General features: G+C 71.0%; 16 protein-coding genes and 1 pseudogene. 9 read left to right on the forward strand and 8 right to left on the reverse strand.

Going from position 1 to position 21,634, the window contains the following annotated elements; all coding sequences use genetic code 11:
• Positions 1 to 10: 10 nt before the first annotated feature.
• Positions 11 to 865, reverse strand: a complete 855-nt coding sequence (locus AQJ27_RS35225; protein WP_067377677.1) for a GNAT family N-acetyltransferase — start codon at positions 863 to 865, stop codon at positions 11 to 13.
• A 112-nt stretch (positions 866 to 977) separates the two neighbouring features.
• Here AQJ27_RS35225 and AQJ27_RS35230 point away from each other — a divergent pair, with 112 nt between their 5' ends.
• The gene (locus AQJ27_RS35230; RefSeq protein WP_067377680.1) at positions 978 to 1,505 is read left to right on the forward strand and encodes a GNAT family N-acetyltransferase; all 528 of its coding nucleotides are present in this window, start codon (positions 978 to 980) and stop codon (positions 1,503 to 1,505) included.
• Positions 1,506 to 1,580: 75 nt separating this feature from the next.
• Here AQJ27_RS35230 and AQJ27_RS35235 read toward each other — a convergent pair whose 3' ends face one another.
• Entirely contained in the window at positions 1,581 to 2,285 is a 705-nt protein-coding gene (locus AQJ27_RS35235; RefSeq protein WP_096240181.1) for a chaplin, read from the reverse strand.
• Positions 2,286 to 2,502: 217 nt separating this feature from the next.
• On the opposite strand from AQJ27_RS35235, the gene AQJ27_RS35240 reads away from it, so the two are divergent.
• On the forward strand, positions 2,503 to 4,068 hold the full coding sequence (locus AQJ27_RS35240) for an alpha/beta hydrolase (protein ID WP_067377683.1): 1,566 nt from the start codon (positions 2,503 to 2,505) through the stop codon (positions 4,066 to 4,068).
• Positions 4,069 to 4,268: 200 nt separating this feature from the next.
• Positions 4,269 to 4,769 carry a DUF4232 domain-containing protein gene (locus AQJ27_RS35245; RefSeq protein WP_067377686.1) on the forward strand — a complete coding sequence of 167 codons (501 nt, stop codon included), beginning with the start codon at positions 4,269 to 4,271 and terminating at the stop codon, positions 4,767 to 4,769.
• Positions 4,770 to 4,795: 26 nt separating this feature from the next.
• On the opposite strand, the gene asnB is transcribed toward AQJ27_RS35245, so the two are convergent.
• A complete protein-coding gene (asnB, locus tag AQJ27_RS35250; RefSeq protein ID WP_067377688.1) occupies positions 4,796 to 6,637 on the reverse strand; it encodes an asparagine synthase (glutamine-hydrolyzing) in 1,842 nt (613 codons plus the stop codon).
• 367 nt (positions 6,638 to 7,004) lie between these two features.
• Between asnB and AQJ27_RS35255 the strand changes: the two genes are divergently transcribed.
• Complete coding sequence (locus AQJ27_RS35255; RefSeq protein WP_235613698.1) at positions 7,005 to 8,519, forward strand: FMN-binding glutamate synthase family protein; 1,515 nt, start codon at positions 7,005 to 7,007, stop codon at positions 8,517 to 8,519.
• 7 nt (positions 8,520 to 8,526) lie between these two features.
• Here the strand turns inward: AQJ27_RS35255 and AQJ27_RS59010 are convergent.
• Positions 8,527 to 8,678, reverse strand: a pseudogene (locus AQJ27_RS59010) (arginine deiminase family protein); the annotation flags it as partial.
• 50 nt (positions 8,679 to 8,728) lie between these two features.
• Between AQJ27_RS59010 and AQJ27_RS35260 the strand changes: the two are divergent.
• Both AQJ27_RS35260 and AQJ27_RS35265 read left to right on the forward strand, forming a co-directional pair.
• A complete protein-coding gene (locus AQJ27_RS35260; RefSeq protein ID WP_067377694.1) occupies positions 8,729 to 9,826 on the forward strand; it encodes a baeRF3 domain-containing protein in 1,098 nt (365 codons plus the stop codon).
• A 51-nt stretch (positions 9,827 to 9,877) separates the two neighbouring features.
• The gene (locus AQJ27_RS35265) at positions 9,878 to 10,891 is read left to right on the forward strand and encodes a Gfo/Idh/MocA family protein (protein ID WP_067377697.1); all 1,014 of its coding nucleotides are present in this window, start codon (positions 9,878 to 9,880) and stop codon (positions 10,889 to 10,891) included.
• On the opposite strand, the gene AQJ27_RS35270 is transcribed toward AQJ27_RS35265, so the two are convergent.
• Positions 10,892 to 12,913, reverse strand: coding sequence for a phosphocholine-specific phospholipase C (locus AQJ27_RS35270; protein ID WP_067377700.1), 2,022 nt, complete (start codon positions 12,911 to 12,913; stop codon positions 10,892 to 10,894).
• Between the two features lie 446 nt (positions 12,914 to 13,359).
• Here AQJ27_RS35270 and AQJ27_RS35275 point away from each other — a divergent pair, with 446 nt between their 5' ends.
• Positions 13,360 to 14,781 carry a PP2C family protein-serine/threonine phosphatase gene (locus tag AQJ27_RS35275; protein ID WP_067377702.1) on the forward strand — a complete coding sequence of 474 codons (1,422 nt, stop codon included), beginning with the start codon at positions 13,360 to 13,362 and terminating at the stop codon, positions 14,779 to 14,781.
• Positions 14,782 to 14,860: 79 nt separating this feature from the next.
• Here the strand turns inward: AQJ27_RS35275 and AQJ27_RS35280 are convergent, their stop codons facing one another.
• Complete coding sequence (locus AQJ27_RS35280; protein ID WP_067377705.1) at positions 14,861 to 16,363, reverse strand: DNA-binding protein NsdB; 1,503 nt, start codon at positions 16,361 to 16,363, stop codon at positions 14,861 to 14,863.
• Positions 16,364 to 16,596: 233 nt separating this feature from the next.
• Between AQJ27_RS35280 and AQJ27_RS35285 the strand changes: the two genes are divergently transcribed.
• Positions 16,597 to 17,742, forward strand: a complete 1,146-nt coding sequence (locus AQJ27_RS35285) for an aminoglycoside phosphotransferase family protein (protein WP_067377708.1) — start codon at positions 16,597 to 16,599, stop codon at positions 17,740 to 17,742.
• Positions 17,743 to 18,070: 328 nt separating this feature from the next.
• A complete protein-coding gene (locus AQJ27_RS35290; protein ID WP_067377711.1) occupies positions 18,071 to 20,062 on the forward strand; it encodes an N-acetylmuramoyl-L-alanine amidase in 1,992 nt (663 codons plus the stop codon).
• Positions 20,063 to 20,127: 65 nt separating this feature from the next.
• On the opposite strand, the gene AQJ27_RS35295 is transcribed toward AQJ27_RS35290, so the two are convergent.
• Positions 20,128 to 20,493 (reverse strand): hypothetical protein, encoded by a 366-nt coding sequence (locus tag AQJ27_RS35295; RefSeq protein ID WP_067377714.1) that lies wholly within the window; start codon positions 20,491 to 20,493, stop codon positions 20,128 to 20,130.
• Between the two features lie 58 nt (positions 20,494 to 20,551).
• Positions 20,552 to 21,556 (reverse strand): helix-turn-helix transcriptional regulator, encoded by a 1,005-nt coding sequence (locus AQJ27_RS35300; protein WP_067377717.1) that lies wholly within the window; start codon positions 21,554 to 21,556, stop codon positions 20,552 to 20,554.
• Positions 21,557 to 21,634 lie beyond the last annotated feature (78 nt).

Consider the following 21,634-nt stretch of genomic DNA (forward strand, 5'->3'; position numbering starts at 1 on the left):
GGATCATGCCCTAGCCGAGTTCGAGCGTGGTGACCCCGTAGACGCGCTCGCCGGTGAACGGCCTGACCGGGCCGGTGTACATCCGGGCCGTTTCGAAGGAGGGGGTGAGGCCGAACTCCTCGGCCAGGGCGACGCCCGGCGCGTTCGACTCGGGGATGTCGATGGCGACCTCGCCCCCGGGAGCGGCGGCGGCCAGCGCCTGCAGGAGGGCGCGGGCGTCGTCGGCGGTGTCGGCGAACAGCGGGCCCACGCGCGGGCGGTCGAGGGCGGGCCGGATCACCGCGTAGCCGGTGAGGTGGCCGTCGGCGACGCGGACGAAGGTGCGGTGGCCGGGACCGGTGAGCCACCGTTCCAGGAAGCGGGGGCGGTCGGCCGGGCAGCAGGCATTGTCGTACGCCGCGATCGACGCGAAGTCGGCCGCCGCGGCGGGCCGCACCCCCGGTGGCGTCTGTTCCGCCGGCACGGTTCCGATGAACCGGACGGTGCGGTGGGCCAGTTCGAATCCGGACTTGCGGTAGTTGTCCTGCTGCGCCACCACCCCGTCCAGACCGACGGTCCGGCCGCCGGCGTGGGCGAGGGCCGTCTTCCAGGTGGTGAGGCCGTGGCCGCGGCCGCGCAGATCCGGTCGTACGAGATAGAAGCCCAGGAAGGCGTAGTCGGCGTCGTACGTCACGACCGAGACGGCCGAGACCGGCTGCCCGTCGATCCTGCCGATGAAGAACCCCTCGGGATCCTGGGCGAAGAAGCTCGGTGCGTCGGACAGCCCCGGATTCCATCCCTCGTCCCCCGCCCACCCGCTGATCACCGACCAGTCGTCGAGCGAGGCCCGGGCGACGACGAGATCCGCGGAACCCGGAGAAGTCATGTGCGCGCTCCATTCGCTTGCGGCGGGGGTGCGCGGCGGTCGCCCGCGCCCGCAGCATCCTTCCCGATCTCCACGGGGATTTCAGCCTCCGTCACTCATAGGCTTGCCGTCCATGAGTGTCGATGACGTGACCCTGCGCCCGGTGGCCGAGGACGACCTGCCCGTACTGGACCGGTTTCTGACGGAACCCGAGACCGCCACACCCTTCCAGTGGTTCGGCTGGCGGGACCCGGACCGCTGGCGGCGCAAGTGGGCGGAGAACCGCATGCTCGGCGACGACGCGGGCCATCTGATGGTGGTGCGCGGCGAGGAGCGCCTGGGCTTCGTCGGGTGGCGGAAGATCCGGCCCACCCCGAGCACGTACTACTGGAACATGGGCATCGGCCTGCTGCCGGAGGCGCGCGGCAAGGGCTGGGGCACGGAAGCCCACCGGCAGTTGGTCCGTTACCTGTTCGCGCACACGCCCGTGGTGCGGATCGAGGCGGACACCGAGGCGGAGAACATCGCCGAGCAACGCGCCCTGGAGAAGACCGGGTTCACCCGCGAGGGCGTGCTGCGCAGTGTGTCCTTCCGGGACGGCCGGTGGCGCGACGGCGTGCGCTACAGCATCCTGCGCGACGACCTTCCCGAGGTGCGCTGACCCCGCCCGGGGACCGCTCGCCGAAGCCACCCGAACGGGGCCCCACCGGTCGTGAGCCCGGTGGGGCCTTGCGCGTCAGCGGACCGCCGTGGGCCGGAACCGCCGGTACAGCACGGCCCCGCCCAGCAGCAGGGCGGCGCTCGCGGCGACCGCCGGCATCGTCTGGTCGGCGCCGGTGTGGGCGAGGGAGGCCACGGGCCGCGGCGGGGCCTGGTACGGCGTCCCCTGCGCCCTGGGCGTCGTGTGCGGCCTCGGGGCGGTCTTCACCGGCTGGGGGTGGTCGCCGGAGGTGTTCGTGGACGTGTTCCCCACGGACGCGTTGCCGAGGCCGACCACGGTCACGGAGTTGCCGCTGACGTTCACCGGGAGGTGCACCGGGAGCTGCAGGCCGTTGCCCGAGAGCACGCCCGGAGAATCCTTTCCGCTCCCGACCGCTGCAGCACCGCCACGTGTGACGGCACCGCCCCGGGCCACGCCACCGGCGTCTTCGCCGCTCCTGCCGTGGCTCCTGCCGCCGACACCGGGACCCCCACCTCCGCTCACGTTCGCGCAGCCGTTGCCCGCGGCGGGGTTCAGGAGCCCCGCCACGTTCACGGTGTTCCCGCACACGTTCACGGGGACGTGCACCGGGAGCTGGAGGGTGTTGCCGGAGATCAGCCCGGGCGAGGCCGCCGTGCCGCCGGCCGCCGAGGCGTCGGCGTGCGCCGGCATCGTCACGGCCATCGCCGCGCCCGAGGCGGCGGCCGCGGCGATCAAACCATTTCGGGTAACCCGTTTCATAGGTTCCCTGCCTTCCAGACATGGACGCGGGCACTCACCCGCACCGCGTAAAACGCGGAAGAACCATCAGACGTTATGGCTGATCGCGCTTTCACCCCATCGAGGGTCACGCTTATCGAACGCCCGCCCAGAGGCGCGCTCCCGGACAGCCGCTTATCGTGATCGAGGAGCTATCCCCTGGCGCCCGGTACGACGTCGGGCGTCCCTGGAGGCATCCATGCTGTCCGCGCACCAACGCTGGGCGTACGCCGGAGCCGGCGTCGTGACACTGGCCCTGCTTGCGGCGGGCCTGCCCGCGGCGGTGGCGACGGCCGCCGAGGGCCCCGACCTGTCCCGCTTCTACCACCAGCAGATCAAGTGGGGCACCTGCAAGGGCGACGGAATGCCCGCGGATCTGCAGTGCGGGCAGGTGACCGTCCCGCTGGACTACGCGCACCCGGGGGCCGGGACGCTCGACCTCGCGCTGGCCCGCTATCGCGCCACCGGCGCGTCGAGGGGATCCGTACTGCTGAACTTCGGCGGCCCCGGCGTCCCGGGAGTCCCGCAGCTCGCCGCCGACGGCGGCAAGGACTTCATGCCGCTCACCAACGGCTACGACGTGGTGACCTTCGACCCGCGCGGTGTCGGCCGGTCCTCTCCCGTCAGCTGCGGCGGCGGGATGGGCCAGACCTCCGGCGCGACGGGCCCCGCCACCCACGACAACAGCCCGGAGGCACTCCTCAAGCAGGTGCGGAAGGACGCCGACGAGTGCGCCAAGCACTCCAGCCCGGTACTGGCCCACATCGGCACGGTCAACGCCTCCCGGGATCTGGACGTGATGCGCCAGGCCCTCGGCGACAAGAAGCTCAACTACCTGGGCTTCTCGTACGGAACGCGCCTGGGCGCGGTCTACGCGAGCCAGTTCCCCGACAAGACGGGCCGCATGGTGCTCGACGGCGTCGACACGCTCACCGAGCCGCTGTCCGAGTCGGGCCTGGTGAGCGCCGAGGGGCAGCAGACAGCCCTGGAGGACTTCCTCACCTGGTGCACCAAGGACACCTCGTGCCCGTTCGGGCAGGATCCGCGCGATGCCCGTCAGCGGGTCGCCCGGCTCGTCGAATCGCTGGACAAGGATCCGGTGCCGACGAGCTTCGGGCAGCAGTTCTCCGGCCAGGATCTGGTGGCGACCATGGGGCTTGAACTCTTCGACCGCAAGAAGTGGCCGGAGCTCGAACGCTCCCTCGCCTCACTCGTCCAGGACGGCGACCCGAGCGCACTGTTGCAGGCGGCCGGGGGCGCCGCCCTTCCCCACGCCACGTACAGCGGGCTGGTCGACCCCGCGAACGTGCCCCCGGACAACCTCGAGTCCGCACTACTGGCGATCAACTGCGCGGACGACCCCGATCGGCCCAGCGCCGCGCAGCTCACCAAGGAGATCGACGACCTGAAGGCCGCCTACTTGGAGGCGTCGCCGATCTTCGGTCCCCTCCGCCTCAACGAGCTGCTGATGTGCTACGGCCGCCCCAAGGGCAGCGACTACATCCGCGAGAAGGTACGCGATGTCCACACGCCGAAGATGCTCCTCGTCGGCACCCGCGGGGACCCGGCGACCCCCTACCGCTGGGCCGAGGAGACCGCCGAGCGGCTCGGCTCCTCGGCCGTCCTGCTCGACAACAAGGGCGAGGGCCACACCGGGTACGCGTCTTCCAAGTGCGTGCGCCAGAAGGTCACCGACTTCCTGCTGTACGGCTCACTGCCGGACAACGGCAGCTCCTGCGGCCCGGAGGATGCGACGGCCCCCTGAGCGGGCCTCGCGACGGCGTGTCACAGAACGGACGCGGACGGGTCGCACCGGCAAGCCGGACACCACCCGAAGGACACCTCGACCGTCACACTGAGCAGGCGTCACTCACCGTTCGTGACATCGCTCTTGGCATCGCACATGGCAACGCACATGACACCGCACATGACACTGCTCGTGACCGAAACAGGGGGAACCCACCGATGCGCATCCGACCCGTTCTCGCCCTCCCGTCCGTCGCCGTGGCACTGCTCCTCGCCGTGCCGCAGAGCGGCTCGGCCGCCGCGCGGCCCGCCCGGTGCACGGAGAAGGCCGTCACCGTCCACGCCCAGCGCACCGCCGACCCCACCCTGCTGCACCTCGGCGTCACCAACCGCTCCACCCGGGCGTGCACCGTCGACCGCATCCCGACCGTCGTCTTCGGCGACCTGGACGGCGCCGCCCTGCCGGTTCCCGCCGGGCGGAGCGGGCTGTACCTGCTGGAGGCGGGCCGGACGGCGTACGCGGCCCTGCGGACCATCGCCGACCCGGCGGACCCGGAGGCCCGCCGGGCGGAGTCGATCGGCGTCTCACCGGACCCCACGCGCTTCGGCCGTACGTTCACCGCGCGTGAGCTGGGCGTCGGTCGCGTCGTCCTGGTGTGGGAGCCGGTGACCTCGTGGTGGAAGCCCTCGCAGGCGGCCGCCGACCGGGCACTCAAGTAGCCCGGGCACTCAGGTGACCCGGGCACTCAGGTAAGGAGCACGTCCGGGGCGTACATGTCCAGCCACACCGCCAGGTCCAGGGTCCGCTCCAGGCCCCGCCGCGACGCCTGTGTGATCTGCGGGCTGTCGCGGTGGGCGGCCCGGTGGACCCGTTCCCGGTCGACCAGGTCGAAGACCGGGTGCGCGGGCCGGGCCAGGAGGTCCTTGGCATGTTCCTGGAGGGCGATCGCGTACTTGGGATCCTGCGTCGACGGATAGGGGCTCTTGACCCTGTCGTACACGGACTTGGGGATCAGGTCGGCGGTCGCCTCCCGCAACAGGCTCTTCTCCCGTCCGTCGAAGGACTTCAGGGACCAGGGCGTGTTGTAGACGTACTCGACGAGCCGGTGGTCGCAGAACGGCACCCGCACCTCCAGGCCGACGGCCATGCTCGCGCGGTCCTTGCGGTCGAGCAGGACGCGGACGAAGCGGGTCAGGTGGAGGTGGCAGATCCGCCGCATCCGGTACTCGAAGTCGCTCTCGCCGTCGAGCCGCCGGATGCCCGCGACGGCCGTGCGGTAGCCGTCGGCGACGTACGACTCCAGGTCCAGCGCCTTGGTGAGGTCCGGGCGCAGTACGTCGGCGTCGTCGCCGAAGTCCCGGCGGAACCGGACGAGCCAGGGGAAGGTCTCGGCGCTGCGGGCCTCCTCGTCGAAGAACTGCAGGTAGCCGCCGAAGACCTCGTCCGCCGACTCCCCGGAGAGCGCGACCGTGGAGTGCTCGCGGATGGCCTGGAAGAGCAGGTACAGGGAGGTGTCCATGTCGCCGAAGCCCATGGGGAGGTCGCGGGCCCTGATCACCTTCGCGCGGACGTCGAGGTCGGCCAGGGCGTGCGCGTCGAGGACGATGTCCTGGTGGTCGGTGGCCGAGGCACGGGCCACGTCGTGCACGAAGGGGGTGTCGGGGGTGCCCCGCAGCTCGTCGGCGACGAAGTGGTCGGTCTGGCCGACGAAGTCGACGGCGAAGCTGCGGACCTTCTCGCCGTGCTCGCCGAGTTGCCGGGCGGCCAGCGCGGTCATGGCGGAGGAGTCGAGGCCGCCGGAGAGCAGGGTGCAGCGCGGCACGTCGGCGACGAGCTGGCGGCGCACGATGTCCTCGAGGAGCGAGCGGACGGTGGCGATGGTGGTGTCGCGGTCGTCGGTGTGCGGGCGGGTCTCCAGCTGCCAGTAGACGCGGCGGCGCAGACCGGAGCGGTCGACAGTGAGGACGGTGCCGGGCTCCACCTCGCGCATGCCGTCCCAGATCGCGTGTCCGGGCGTCTTGACGAAGGTAAACAGCTCGCGCAGTCCGTCGAGGCGGACCCGGGCCGGGGCCAGCGGATTGGCGAGGATCGCCTTGGGTTCGGAGCCGAAGAGGACGCCGTCGGGGGTCGGGTAGTAGTAGAAGGGCTTGATGCCCATGCGGTCGCGGATCATCACGAGCTTGTCGTGGCGGCCGTCCCAGACCGCGAAGGCGTACATCCCGTTGAGCCGCTCGGGGAGCGCCTCGCCCCATTCGAGGTAGCCGCGCAGGACCACCTCGGTGTCGGAGTCGGTCGAGAAACGGTGCCCGCGGTCGGTCAGCTCGCGGCGCAGCTCGGTGAAGTTGTAGGCCTCCCCCGAATAGACGAGCGCGACCGTGCCGTCCGGGGTCTCGGCGGTCATGGGCTGGTGTCCGCCGGGCAGGTCGATGATCGCGAGCCGGCGGTGCCCGAGGGCCGCGGGCCCCTCGGTCCAGGTGCCGCGGTCGTCGGGGCCCCGGCAGGACATCGTCTCCGTCATTGCATCCAATGTCTCCGCCTCGGCGCGCAGGTCGCGGTCGAAGGAGACCCAGCCGGTGATGCCGCACATGTGTTACCTCCCGCGTCCGGTTCTGCCGGGAACACCGCGCCTGCCTGCGGTTTCATGGACGGGCCAGCACTTCCGCAAAACCAGTTGTATTGAGCAGCTATATGACGAGGTTGTGTCATGTGCGCAAGTGACGTCAACACGTACGTAACCTGACCAGACCAGTCACCCCGACGGTTTCGGCCGCCCTTTACGCCCCGCGGACGGGCGGATCGGCCCGCTGCCGGGCGTCTGCGAACGGGAATCGGCCACGGGCAAAGTCTTCCTCAACATCCGCCGGGGCGCCCGGGGAGGCACCCTCGGGGACCCGAGCGGCATGCCCGCTTTCGCCCCTTTCCGTCCCATGGGTTTGACTCGGGGTGTGCGCCGGATGCTCTTGCCGCTGTTCGTCGCCCTGGGTGCGGCCGGGGCGCTGGTCCTGACATGGGCCGTCTCGCCCTGGTGGTGGTGGGCGGCCGCCGTGCTGCTCGCCCTGACCGCGCTCGCCGTCCGGGACCTGGCTCAGCGCCGCCGGGCGATCCTGCGAAACCGTCCCCTGCTCGGCCACCTCCGCTTCCTCCCGCGGCCCGACGACCGTGATGTACGCGGCATCGTGTACGAGCGCGCCGGGGGCGTCGAGGCCGAGGAGCCCTTCGGCACCGGGCTGGACCTGTACGGGGACGGGTACGAGTACCTGGAACCGTCGATGCGCCCGGTCGAGATGCCGGACGAGCCGCCCGTGGTGCGGGTCGGCGGCCCGGACTGTTCCCAGCCGTACGACATGGCCCTGCTGAACGTCTCCGCGATGAGTTTCGGGGCGCTGTCCTCGCACGCGATCCTGGCACTCAGCAGGGGTGCGGCGCTCGGCGGTTTCGCGCACGACACCGGCGAGGGCGGTCTTTCGGACCACCACCTTCGGGGCGGCGGCGACCTGATCTGGGAGATCGGCAGCGGGTACTTCGGCTGCCGCACCCCGGAAGGAGGCTTCGAGGCACGGGAATTCGCGGACAAGGCCGCGCTGCCGGAGGTCAAGTGCGTGTCGCTGAAGCTCTCCCAGGGGGCGCAGCCGGGCATCGGCGGGGTGCTGCCCGGCGCCAAGGTGAGCGCCGAGATCGCCCGGGCCCGCGGCGTCCCGGAGGGCGAGACGGTGGTGTCACCGCCGTACCACCAGGTGTTCTCGACCCCCCGCGAGCTGGTGTGCTTCCTCGCCCGGATGCGGGAGCTGGCGGGCGGCAAGCCGATCGGCTTCAAGCTCTGCGTCGGCTCACGCCGCCAGTTCCTCGCCGTCTGCAAGGCGATGCTCGCCGAGGGGGTCTCGCCCGACTTCATCGTGGTCGACGGCGCCGAGGGCGGTACGGGGGCCGCGCCGCCGGAGTTCGCCGCCTCCCTCGGTACGCCCCTGACCGAAGGACTGATCACGGTGCACAACGCGCTGGTCGGCACCGGGCTGCGCGACCGTGTGCGGATCGGCGCGAGCGGCAGGGTCGCCACCGGCTCGGACATCGTCAAACGGCTGGCGCAGGGCGCCGACTACACGAACGCGGCCCGCGCGATGATGTTCGCGCTCGGCTGCCTCCAGGCGCGGCGCTGCCACACCAACACCTGCCCGGTCGGGGTCGCGACCCAGGACCCGCGCCGGGTGCGCGCCCTGGACGTGGCCGACAAGTCGGCGCGCGTGCACCGCTACCAGCGGGCCACGGTCCGCAGCGCGAGCCGGATCATGGCCGCCATGGGGGTACGCGATCCGGCCGGGCTCGGACCGCATCAGCTGCTGCGGCGTACGGACCCGGCGACCGTACGGTCGTACGCGCAGCTCTACGAGTGGCTGGAGCCCGGGGTGCTGCTCGCGGAGCCGCCCGCGTCCTGGGAGGCGGACTGGAAGGCGGCGGATCCGGACGCGTTCTGAGCGTTCGGAACTCCACCGGGTCCCTGATGATGGGGCACATCGCGCAGTGGCCGCCGCCCCGGCCACGCCCAGCTCGGCGCCCACGATGGTGATGGGCTCGATCCCGGCCTTGCGCAGCAGCGTGTTGGTCCGGGTGTTGCGGTCGCAGGTGACCACCACGCTCAATTGCCCCAAATGCCCGATAACTGAATCCGCTCTATTGTGCTGTTATGGAGCACGCACTCAGCCCAGCGACCCTCACCATGCTGCGCAGGCCGCGGCCCTATCCCGCGGTGTCGGTGCTGACGCCCACGCACCGCCGCGAACCCGACAACGCCCAGGATCCGGTCCGGCTGCGCAATGTCGTGGCCGAGGCCAAGAAACAGATCGAATCCGATCCGGCGGTCACCCGCGCACGGCGCACCGACCTCGTCCAGCAGCTCGACCAGGCCCTCGCGGAGGTCGACCTTGCGCACGCCGAGGAGGGCCTCGCGATCTTCGCGGCGCCCGGCGAGCACCAGGTGTGGTCGCTGGCCCGCACGGTGCCCGAACGCGTGGTGCTCTCGGACACCTTCCTGACCCGCAACCTCGTCGCCGCGCAGGTCTCGGAGCGGCCGTTCTGGGTGCTCGCCGTGTCGGCCGACCGGGTGACGCTGTGGAACGGCGGCGCCGAGCGGGTCACCGAGGAGCGCATCGGCGGTTTCCCGCGGACCCGCAGCCTCGAGGACCCGAACGCCGAGCGCAAGGAGCGCATCGGAGACCTGCCCAGCACCTTCCGCGACGAGCGGACCAAGCACTTCGTGCGGGACGCCGACACCGCGATGAGCGCCGTCCTGCGCGAGGATCCGCGTCCGCTGTACGTCACCGGCGAGACCGCCGCACTCTCCCTCCTCGACGAGGTCGGCACGGTCACCAAGGACGCCACGCACATCCCGCACGGCGGACTCGCGCACGGCACCCCCGACGCCGTGTGGCAGGCGGTCCGTCCGCTGATCAGCGCCGAGGAGCGCAGGGACACCGACGCCGTGGCCCGCGAACTCGAGTCGGCCCGTGGCCGCAAGGAGTTCGCGGCCGGGGTCGACGAGGTGTGGCAGAACGCCTCCCAGGGCCGGGTCCGGCTGCTGGCCGTCGAGGAGAACTACCGCGTGACGGTGCGCGACGACGGCGGCGACCATCTGGTCCCGGCCGAGAGCGGAGATCTGGACGCCCGCGAGGACATCGTCGACGAGATCGTCGAACAGTGCCTGGAGACCGGAGCGGACGTCCGTTTCGTCCCCGACGGCAGTCTCGGTGACGCGAAAGGCATCGCCGGGGTACTGCGCTACTGATCATTCCGGCAGACAATCGCCTCCAGAGCTGTCTGCCGGAGAGGTGAGCGCGTGAGTGAGCTGTTGGGTGTCGCGGTCCTGGGTGCGGGCCACATGGGGGCCGACCATGTACGGCGGATCGATCGGGTGGTGAACGGCGCCCGGGTCGCGGCGGTGGCCGATCCCGACACCGGGCGCGCCAAGGACGCCGTCGCCGGCATCGACGGTGTCTCGGTGCACGCCGAGGTGGCGGCGGCCCTCGACGCGCCCGGCGTGCAGGCGGTGTTGATCGCCTCCCCCGGGCCCGCGCACGAGGAAGCGCTGCTCGCGGCCTTCGACCGCGGTCTGCCGGTGCTGTGCGAGAAGCCGATGGTGCCGGAGTCGGCCGGGGCACTGCGGGTGGTGGAGGCGGAGGCGAAACTCGGCCGGAGGCTGGTGCAGGTCGGGTTCATGCGCCGGTACGACGCCGAGTACCAGCGCCTGAAGTCCCTGCTGGACAGTCGGCGGCTGGGCCGTCCGCTGATGCTGCACTGCACGCACCGCAATGTGTCCTCCCCGCCCGGCTTCACCTCGGCGATGCTGGTCAACAGCTCCGTCTCGCACGAGATCGACGTGGCGCGCTGGCTGCTCGACCAGGAACTCACCGCCGTGACCGTGCTGCGCCCACGGCCGTCCGCGGGTGCCCCCGAGGGTCTTGTCGACCCCCAGTTCGTGGTGTTCGAGACGGCCGAAGGCGCTCTCGTCGACGTCGAGGTCTTCGTCAACTCCGGCTTCGGTTACCAGGTGCGCTGCGAGGCGGTCTGCGAGTCCGGGAGCGCGCGGATCGGGGACGAGCACACCATGGTGGTGACGACGGCGGGCGGTGCCCGCGAGGAGGTGGCACAGGACTACCTCGTACGGTTCGCCGACGCCTACGACCGCGAGGTGCAGGCCTGGGTGGACGCCACCCGGCGGGGGAAGGTGACCGGGCCGAGCGCGTGGGACGGGTACGCGGCATCGGCCGTCGCCGAGGCCGGGGTCCGGGCGCTGGAGAGCGGCGGCCGGGTGACCGTCGAACTCGCCCCGCGCCCGGACCTCTACGCGTGATCAGCCGCTGACGCTCGCCGCGCCCGTCTCGATGTGCCCGGTGAACCGGCGCGACCAGCTCGCGTCGGAGTCGACGGTGATCGTGAAGTCGTACCAGCCGTTCTGGTACGCGACGGCGTTGAAGTAGTCCTCGGTCGAGCCGCCCGCGGCGACGGTGTACGTCCACGGCCCGTCGCCGCGGTACTGGTTCGAGGTGATCGTGAACTTCACCGGGGCGGCCGAGGAGTTGGTCATCTTGAAGTAGAGGGCGGTCCTGCCGGTGCCGGGTTCGGTGGCGTAACGGGTGCTCACCTCGGCCGACTTGCCCGCCTGAGTCGCGTCGCCCTTGAAGCGGCGCAGGAAGCGGTTGGGGCCGGCCATGGTGAAGTCGTACTTGCCGTTGCCGTACCCCGAGCCGATGCTGAAGGAGTCGGAGGCGGTGGCGCCGGCGTCGACGGTGTACTGCGAGGGCGTGGTGTCGCGGTAGGCGTTCGGGTGGATCGACAGGTGCGCGGCCCTGCCGGCCGGGGTGCCCTGGTTGGCCATCGTGAACCAGGCGAGGATCTTGCCGGCCGCCCCGAACTCCAGGTGGTCCAGGTAGCCGTTCGGCTGGTAGGGCAGGGCGCGGGCGGGCCGGGTGCCGGGCTCCTGGGCGGGCAGGGCGTTGGTGGTCGGCACCGGGTTGGGCAGGGGGCCGCAGGTGGCGATCCCGAGCACGCTCGTGGCGGGCAGCGGGACCGTCCCGTGGACCGGGTTGCCGAAGTCGAAGACTCCGGTGAGGTCGCCGCTGACCTTGCGGCGCCAGGCGCTGATGTTGGAGCAGGCGGCGGGCTTGCCGAGCGCCGTCGTCCACGTCTCCAGGAAGCGCAGGACCGAGGTGTGGTCGAAGACCTCCGAGGAGACCCAGCCGCCCCGCGTCCAGGGCGAGATGACGAGCATCGGGACACGGAAGCCGAGACCGTACGGGACGCCGCCCAGGAACTCCCCCGCCGTGTTCGCGGGCGGGGCCGGGGGCGGCACGTGGTCGAAGAAGCCGTCGTTCTCGTCGTAGTTGAGGAACAGGACGGTGGAGTCGAAGACGTCCTGGTCGGCCGCGAGGGCCTTGTACACCAGGTCGACGAAGTGGGCGCCGTCGCCGGGCGGGGCGTAGGGGTGCTCGGAGAAGCCCTGGTTGGCGACCACCCAGGAGACCTGGGGCAGCGTGCCCGCGAGGACGTCGGCCCTGATGGCGGCGGCTATGTCGTCGGGGGTGGAGCCGGTGACCTTCGGCACGGAGGCCATGCCGCGGTCGTACAGCGGGTCGCCCGCCTTGGCGGAGGCGAACTTCTTGAAGTAGGCGCAGCCGTTGTCGCCGTAGTTGTCCTGCGCGTTCTGGTAGACCTTCCAGGTCACTCCGGCCGTCTGGAGCGCCTCGGCGTAGTTCTGCCAGGTCAGTCCGGACTCGTCGCCGCCGTCGTAGCTGGAGCCGTCGACCTTGCCGCTCCACAGGTAGGTGCGGTTGGGGCCGGTCGCACTGAGTGCGGAGCAGAAGTAGGCGTCGCAGATCGTGTAGTTGTCGGCGAGCGCGTAGTGGAAGGGGATGTCGGAGCGGTCGAGATAGCCGAGCGAGCGGACGTTGCCGACGCCGGAGACCCAGTTGTCGAGGCGTCCCTTGTTCCAGGCGGAGTGCTGCGAGGACCAGGAGTGCGGGAGGTCGCCGTTGCACTGCGCGAGGGTCTCGCCGTCCTTACCGCCCGCGGCGGGCGTGGAGCTGAGCTTCCACGGGTACTGCCGTCCGCCGCCGTTCGGCTGGTTGAAGACGGAGTACCCGCCGGACAGGGTGATGCCACTGCGGTCGTCGAAGCCGCGGACGCCCTTGAGGCGGCCGAAGTAGTGGTCGAAGCTGCGGTTCTCCTGCATGAGGACGACGACGTGCCGTACGTCCGAGATGGTGCCGGTCGTCGCGCCCGCGGCCGCCGCCGGGCGCGAGCCGACGCCCAGCGCGGCGCCCGCCGCCACGGATGCGCCGAGTCCCACGAAGCCTCTACGGCTGATCGGTGTCATTCGCCCGCCCCCTCGTCACCGGAGTGCCCCTGCGGCACACCGCGCGCCAGCGTGCACGCGGCAATCGCCAAGGGTCATACCGATGCGGTGAGGGACGAATGAACAGCGGCGGAACGCCGCCGCTTTTCGTCCGTTCACTGTGAACGTGGGCCCCTCGTTCCCCGGCATGGACACGCCGCGTACATATGACCGTCGAACAAAGAAATGAAGGAGGGTCCCGGCCACCCCTGGAACCCCTCAAGTCACGTAGGCTTTCTACGACTTGGGCGCGCGACCCGCGTACCGAATCCATGCCGGTCGACCCGTCCGTCTGGACTGCGGCATATGCCAGAAGCACCACCGGATCGTGTGTTGCCAAATCCCTTACAGGGCGTCGCGGGCTGTGCAACAGTCGTAACGGTCCTTCCGCCCAGCCTTGGTCGTACCGTCCCCCATCGGAGTGCGTCATGCCGTCCCATCTCTCTGCGGACCGCCCAGCCGCCCAGCCGCCCCCACGCGGCTCGGTCGACGCGCTCATTTCGCAGACGCGACGGCTGCGCGGCGAGGTGAACGCCGTACGACGCGACGCTCCCTTCGACGGCACGGACCCCCAAGGACGCTGGCAGCGGGCGCTGTGCGATCTGGCGGTGCACCAACTCGACGACCTCGACGAGCACTTGGCACAGTTGCGGGACGGACCCCCGCCGGTGCCCGCGGAGCCCGCCGCCGCACCGGCCGTGTCGCCCGCGCCCCGGCGCGGCTCGCTGCTCAGCCGGGTGGGCAGTGCCGAGTGGAACCTGCTCACGGACGAGGCCAGTTGGTCCGGAGAGCTCTACGACATCCTGGGCCGCGACCCCGCCGCTCCCCCGCTCACCCTCGACGAACTGCCGTCGCTGATGCTCGACGAGGACCGGCCGATGCTGACCGCGATGGTCACCGACTGCCTCATCGACGCGAAGCCCATCGACGGCGAGTTCCGCATCGTGCGCCCCGACGGCGGGGTACGGACCGTGCACATGATGGGCGAGCCCGTGCTCGACACCGACGGCAGCACCGCCGCGATGTGGGCCGTGCTGCGCGACGTCAGCGAACTGCGTCGCAGCCAGCGGACGGTGAGCGAGAGCCGTGAGTCGCTTCAGCTGCACCGGCACCACGCGCAGAGCGAGCGCCGGCTCGCGGTCCAGCTACAGGAGGCCGTGCTGCCGCCCTGGCGCGGCTCCCTGCGGTTCCCGCAGCGCGGCCCCGAGGCCCTGGACCTCGCCGCCCGCCATCTGCCCTCCTCGAACAGCGCGCTGATCGGCGGCGACTGGTACGACGCGATGGAACTGCCCGACGGAGCGACGCTGTTGAGCGTCGGTGACCTCACCGGGCAGGGTGTCACCGTCGCCTCGGGCATGGCGATGCTGCTCGGCGCCCTGCGCGGCATGGCCGTCGCGGGCACCCGGCCCGGGCAACTCATGTCCTGGCTCAACCAGTTGCTCGACGCCTCGGTGCAGCCGTCCCTCGGCAGCGCCGTCTGCTGCCGCTACCGGCCCGAGACCCGCACCCTCACCTGGGCGCAGGCAGGACACCCCGCCCCGCTGCTGTTCCGCAACGGGACGGGGCGCATGCTGGCAGCGCCGGACGGCGTGCTGCTCGGGGCGACCTCGGGGGCCGTCTACGGGCAGGCCGAAGAGACCCTCGAAGACGGCGACCTGCTGCTCCTGCACACCGACGGACTGGTCCCCGGGCACTATGGAGCGGGGGCCGTCCAGAGGCTGCTCGACCTGGCCCCGCGCTTCCGTGGAGCCCGCACGGCCCAGGACTGCGTACGGACGGTTGTCGAGGAATTCGGCGAGAGTGAGCGCGAGGACGACGCCTGCGTGCTCATCGCCAGGATCGGCTCATAGACCTCTCCGAGACCGGCTCACAGACCCGACCCGGAACGACCCGACCTGGAACCCTTTTCCGCACACAGGCAAGCAGTACTCATGCCTGTGTGGTGCTGCCCCCGCGCTTCGGCCTGAGCGAGCTCTTGGGGAGGGCGAGTTGGATCTCCTCACGCAGTTCGTGGATCTTCGGGTAGCCGGAGTACTCGGCGGTGAGCCGGTACATCTCGCGCAGTCGGTCCCAAGTGCGGTGGGAGGAGTTCGCCCCCATCGACACCAGGGCCAGCCGGGCATAGCGGTCCGCCTGCTCGGGGTCGTCCGCGATGAAGCACGCCGAGGCCAGCGACAGCCAGTCGAAGATCTGTGACCGCTGCCGCCCGTTCTCCCGCAGATGCAGTGCTTCCTTGGCGTGGCGCTGCGCCGTGGTCGCCGCGGCCGGGTCGTGCTCCGCGAGCGTCCGGTAGGCCAGGGCCTGCATGCCGTGCATGTCCGCCTCGTCGAACATCTGCATCCAGCTTGGCGGTGGCACATCACCCTTGTCGGAGACGAAGAGGTCCTCCGCCTCCCCCAGGGTGCGCCGCATGGCCTGGCCCTTGCCCATCGACGCCTGAGCCCAGGCCTCGATCGTGTAGAGCATGGCCCGGGTGCGCGGCAACATCTCGGAACCCGAGCCCGACTTGGCGAGCTTCATCAGGTCCAGGGCGTCGTCGGGCCGGCCCAGGTGCACCATCTGACGGGCGGCGCGGGAGAGCGCCTCCCCGGCGCGCGGCCGGTCGCCGCCTTCTCTGGCCGCGTGCGCGGCGATGACGAAGTACTTCTGGGCCGTGGGCTCCAGGCCGACGTCGTGCGACATCCAGCCCGCGAGGACGGCGAGATTGGCGGCGACGCCCCACAGGCGGCGCTGCAGATGGTCAGGGTGTCGGTAGGAGAGCATGCCTCCCACTTCGTTGAGCTGGCCCACCACGGCCTTGCGTTGCAACCCGCCGCCGCGGGCCGCGTCCCAGGCCCGGAACACCTCGACCGAGCGCTCCAGTTCCTCGATCTCCTGCGACCCGATGGGGGCGGCCTCGTAACGGTCGAACCCAGCGGGGTCGGCGTGCAGGGGATTGTCGACTACAGGGGCGTCGGCCACGAGGGCCGGATCGGTGTGGAGCCAGTCGTGCATGGCACTGCTGAGTGCGGATCCCGCGGCGAGCGCGGCACCCGCGCCCACCAAGCCGCGTCGGTTGAGCATGAGGTCCATTCCCGTGAATTCGGTGAGGACCGCAGCGGTTCGCTCGGGCGCCCACGGCACACCGTCGGGATGTTCCACATTCCCGCCGCCCGGCCGTTTCCCCACACGCCCGTGCCGCACCAGACCGAGGTCCTCGATGGTCACGACACGGCCGAGACGCTCGGTGAAAAGAGCCGCCAGCACTCGCGGAACCGGATCGCGCGGGATCTCTCCCATGTCGATCCAACGCCGCACCCGTGAGGTGTCGGTCGCCAGCTGGGGGTGACCCATGGCCGCCGCCTGCTTGTTGACCAGCCTCGCGAGTTCGCCCTTGGACCAGCCGGCCAGGCCGAACAGATCCGACAGACGAGTGTTGGGTTGTCCGTTCACGTCAAGCCCCCAGGTTCTCGGCTGAGTTGACAGTAACCCTCTGTCAGTTGCTGAGCGACTATTCGCCAGGGTTCGCCAGGGTGCGCCAGATGGTCTGCCACTGGGCATCCGGTGTCAGGTAGGAAAGCGCCACCCCGACCCGGTTGCCGAGGGACATTCCCCCAGGGTGTACCAGGGCGTCCGGGGCGGGTAGCGCAGCAACTTGCAGGCACACGAAGGGATCTGTTTCGCCCATGTACACAGCATCGTCCTCCGTGTCCGCTCCGCCCCGGTCGCTTCACCCCCGCCCGGCGGCGGCGGGCAGCGGCCCCTACCTCGACCCCGCTCGACCGGCGGCCCCCGTGCTCGGCGCCGGCAGGACGCGGCGCGTTCCGGGGCTCGGCACCCAACCGCTCAGCGGGAGAATCGACTTGTCCGGCCCCCAGGGCGCGCAGCTGCGCACGGCGATCGCGTCGGTGCACCGGATCTGTCCGGAGTTCGCTCCGGTCCAGGTACTGCGCCGCAGCGGGCGCTCCGTGCTCCTCGTCGGCACGACGGGGCGCAGCACGGCGGTCGCCAAGTGTTTACTGGACCACTCCACGATCTGGGCGGAGCGGATCAGGCACGAAATAGCGGCATACCGATCGTTCGTGCGGCATCGGCCGCCGGTCCGGGTGCCCCGGCTGATCGCGGCGGACCCGGACAACTGCACCCTCGTGATCGAGCGGATGCCGGGACGGGTGGCCGCGCTGCAGCGGCACCCGGCGGAGGCGCCGCCCCGCGCGGACATCCGGGCGGCACTGGGTGCGATCTGCCGGCTGAACGCGTGGCGGCCGCCGGCGGGGACGTTCGACGCCCCGCTGGACTACGCGGAGCGGATCTCCCGTTTCCATGAGCTGGGTCTGCTCACGGACCGGGACATGGGCGACCTGCAGAAGCTGGTGCACGGCATCGCGCACTCGGCGGGCCGTCAGGGCATGGGCCAGTTCTGTCACGGGGACGCGTTGCTGTCGAACATCCTGCTGTCACCGGCCGGTCCAGTGCTGGTGGACTGGGAGCACGCGGGCTGGTACCTGCCGGGCTACGACCTGGCGACGCTGTGGGCGGTCCTCGGTGACGCTCCCGTGGCGCGCCGCCAGATCAGTCAGCTGGCGCAGTCCGCCGGTCCCGCGGCGCGCGACGCCTTCCTGGTGAACCTGATGCTCGTACTGACCCGGGAGATCCGTACGTACGAGACGGCCGTGCAGCGTTCGATGCACGACGCGACCCCGGCGGCACCAGGACCGGCCCATCCGGGTGCTGCGCCGTCCGGCGAGGAACAGCGGCTGCTGCTGCGGCGGCTGCACGACGACTGCCAGATGGCCCGTCGGGCCGTTCGAGCGGCGGTCGGCACTCGTTGACGGGGACGAAGGCCCGCGGTGCGCCTGAACGGCGGCGCGCCGCGGGCCTTCGTCGTGCGCGAGCACGGCCGGGCGGCGCCGATGTACGGCGAGCGGCACTTCCCCGTCGGTATCTCTTCCGGGGCATCTTCACCCGTTCGCGCCACCGGTCCACTCCACTGACGCCTTGCAGGCCGTCCCGCTGTCGCCACGAAAACCTGTTCGTCCCTGGCTGACATGGGAAATCGCCTGCTCCTGGGCATGATTGACGGATCGTCGGAGAGCCGATACCACTGACCCACGTTCGGCCCGCACGCCCCACCGCGCTCGACCGTCCCAGGAGGCTGCATTGCGAGGATCCTTCACCGACCCCGAGGCCACCGCCGGGCACAGACGCGCGCGCCGTACCGCGGGCGCCGTCGCCTCGGCGGCCATGTTGCTGCCGCTGCTCGGCGCGGCACCGTCGAACAGCACCGCGCAGGCGTCCTCCGCTGGGCTCCAGCGGGCCTTCGCCGGCGCGGCCGCCGAGTACCACGTGCCGCTGAGCGTCCTGCTCGGCGTCTCCTACCTCCAGTCCCGCTGGGACGCGCACGCAGGCGCGCCGAGCGTCAGCGGCGGCTACGGCCCCATGCACCTCACCGACGCGCGGACGGCGATCGCGCAGGCACCGCACCACAGTGAGGGCACGGAGGACGCCCGCGGCGACAGCTCGCGCGCGCCCCTGCTGCCCACCACCAAGGTGCCGCAGAACTCCCAACTCCCCGATCGACTCAAGACGTTGACGAAGGCGGCCCGGCTCACCGGTCTGCCCGAGGAACGGCTGCGCACCGACGCCGCCGCGAACGTGGCGGGCGGCGCCGCGCTCCTGGCCGCCGCGCAGAAGGACCTCGGCGAGCCGCTGAGCGACGACGCGGCCGACTGGTACGGCGCGGTGGCGCGCTTCTCCGGCGCGGACGACACCGCGACCGCGGCGACGTACGCCAACGACGTCTACGGAGTGATCCTCGACGGCGAGGAGCGCACCACGGACGCCGGTCAGCAGGTCGTGCTCGCCGCCCGGCCCGGACTGCGCCCCGACACCGCGCAGCTGCGGCGGACCGGGCTGCGTACCGTCTCCGCCAAGGACACTCAGTGCCCCACCACCGTGTCCTGCGAGTGGATTCCGGCCCCGTACGCGGAGTTCGGCGACGGTGACTACGGGAACCACGACCTCGGGGACCGGCCCGCGTCGCAGAGCATCAAGTACATCGTCATCCATGACACGGAGGGCAGCTGGGACGGCGTTCTGAAGCTGGTCCAGGACCCGACGTACGTGTCGTGGAACTACACCCTGCGCTCGACCGACGGTCACATCGCCCAGCATGTGAAGGCGAAGGACGTGGCCTGGCACGCGGGCAACTGGTACATCAACGCCAAGTCGATCGGCCTGGAGCACGAGGGATTCCTCGCCTCGCCGGACGCCTGGTACACGGAGGAGATGTACCGGGCCTCGGCGCGGCTGGTGACCTACCTCGCCGAGAAGTACCGCGTTCCGCTGGACCGGCAGCACATCCTGGGCCACGACAACGTGCCGGGCCCGACCACCTCGACCATCCCCGGCATGCACACGGACCCAGGCCCGTACTGGGACTGGCAGCACTACTTCACCCTGCTCGGCCACCCCTTCCAGAGTGCGACGACGACCAGGACGAGGACGAGTGGCGGTCTGGTCACCGTGCTGCCGGACTTCGCGGAGAACCAGCCCCAGTACACGGGCTGTGTGACCAGCGGCGAGCCCTGCGCGGCGCACGGTTCCAGCGAGGTGCGGCTCTACTCCCGGCCGGACGAGACCTCGCCCCTGATCAAGGACATCGGGCTGCGTCCCAAGGGCGACGACTCGACGATCGACGTGAACGACGTGGGTTCACGGGTCTCCACCGGACAGCGGTACGCGGTCGCGGACCGTGACGGCGACTGGACGGCGATCTGGTACCTGGGCCAGAAGGCCTGGTTCAAGAACCCGCAGAGCCGGCCGACGGCGGTGAACGCCTCGGGTCAGGTCGTGAGCCCCAAGGCCGGCGTCACGGAGATCCCCGTGTACGGGCGTGCCTACCCGGAGGCGGCGGCGTACCCCGCGGGCGTGCCCGTCCAGGCTGTCTCGCCGCTGCCGTACAAGATCCTGGCAGGCCAGAAATACGCGGTCGGTGACAAGGTGCCGGGCGAGTACTTCTACGCACCGACGTTCGACACGGCCCCGCACAGGGTCGTGATCGGCAAGGACATGTACTACGAGATCCAGTTCGGCCACCGGGTGGCGTTCGTGCGGGCGGCGGACGTGGACCTGACGCGCTCGCGCGCATAGGTGCTGGAGGGGGGCGGGGGCCGCGGACAGCGCCCCGGCCTCCGCCCCCGACTCCCGTACCGTCGTTACTCCGACCAGTCGAGCTGGTGTTCCGGCACCCCGAAGGTCCAGCCCACCGCCCGCGCCTCGGCCCGGGCGGCGCGGTCGCCCCGCGCATAACGCAGAACGCGCCCCGGGAACACCACGAACGTCTCGTCGGCGGACCGCAGATCCGCGTACCAGCCGGGCTGATCCAAGGCCCCCGAGATCGCCTCGGCGACCTCCGCCGCGCGTGCCGCCGCCACGCTGAACTCGATGACCGTCCAGACATCCGGCTGCCCGGCCCCGACGTTCTGGGGACGGAACCGATAGATCTCCCGGGCTTCTATCCGCAGGTCCTTCAGGTGGGTACCGACCTTCAGGCTTTCCACGATGAGTGAACCGTCGGTCATGGGGACTCCTATCGGTGGCGGGCGTACTGCCCGGAGACGGGCGCCGGGCCCATCTCCGCTACACCCAGTCCCGGCGAGCGGCCTGCCAGGCCAGTTGCATACGGGTGGCCGCCCCGGCGAACGTCATCAGTTGCTGGATATGACGTTGGACCGTACGCCTGCTCAGGCCCAGTTGCGAAGCGATCGCCTTGTCCGTGACGCCTGCGACGAGCAGGGAGAGCAGCCGTCGGTCCGTGGTGGAGAGGGCGTCGGCACCGGATGTCCCGTCCGTGCCGCTGACCGTTCCGGTGTCGTCGACGTGCAGGGGGACGGCGTCGTCCCAGTAGCGTTCGAAGAGTGCGATGAGCGCGGCGAGGAGGCTGCTGTCGCGCACCAGGGCCGCGGTGGGTTCCTCGGGGCTGCCGTGCGGACCACCGGGTACGAGGGGGCAGATGGCGATGGCGCGGTCGGACACCGCGAGCCGCAGGGGCAGATGGGGTACCGCGCGAGCGACTTCACCCGCCCGTACGCCCTCGATAACGTTGTCCACGGCTCCCTCGTCGTCGAAGAACGCCTTCTCGTAGAGGACCCGATAGCGCACCCCGCGGGCCAGGGCGTCGAACTCCGCCTCGTTGCTGCCCGACGGCATGGCGACGTACTGGGCCTTGCAGAACCACAGCATCTCGTCCTGGGTGTCCGCCTGGATGCGGCGCAGGTGCTGGCGCAGCGCGTCCGCCCCTGTGATCACCTCGATGAGTTCGCCGGCGTCGCGCCGGCGCATGGTGTCCCGGTAGGTCGCCAGCAGGGCGGTGGCCGTGGCGCGGGCCTGGTCGAGGGCGTCGGCGTTGCGTTTGAGCCGGGGCATGAGGGCCACATCGGGTGGCGTGGCCCGGTAGAGCCGTGGTGATCCGTCGGTGTGACTGGCCAGACCCCTGGCCGTGAGCGCCTCGAGGGTCCCTGCGGCGTCCGCGGTGGTGACACCCGAGCGGATCGCGAATTCGCGCGCCGAGGCGTTGCTCATCGTCACGAGGATCCGGTAGGCGGACTCCTCGGCATCGGTGACCCCGGCGGCTTCCAGTGTCACGGCGCTCTCCTTGGTCCCACCCCGTCCAACGGTTGCACACCGTACTGCATCCGTGTGGACGGGCGGCGGGTGCACGGC

The sequence above is a fragment of the Streptomyces olivochromogenes genome (assembly GCF_001514115.1).
Taxonomy (GTDB): domain Bacteria; phylum Actinomycetota; class Actinomycetes; order Streptomycetales; family Streptomycetaceae; genus Streptomyces; species Streptomyces olivochromogenes.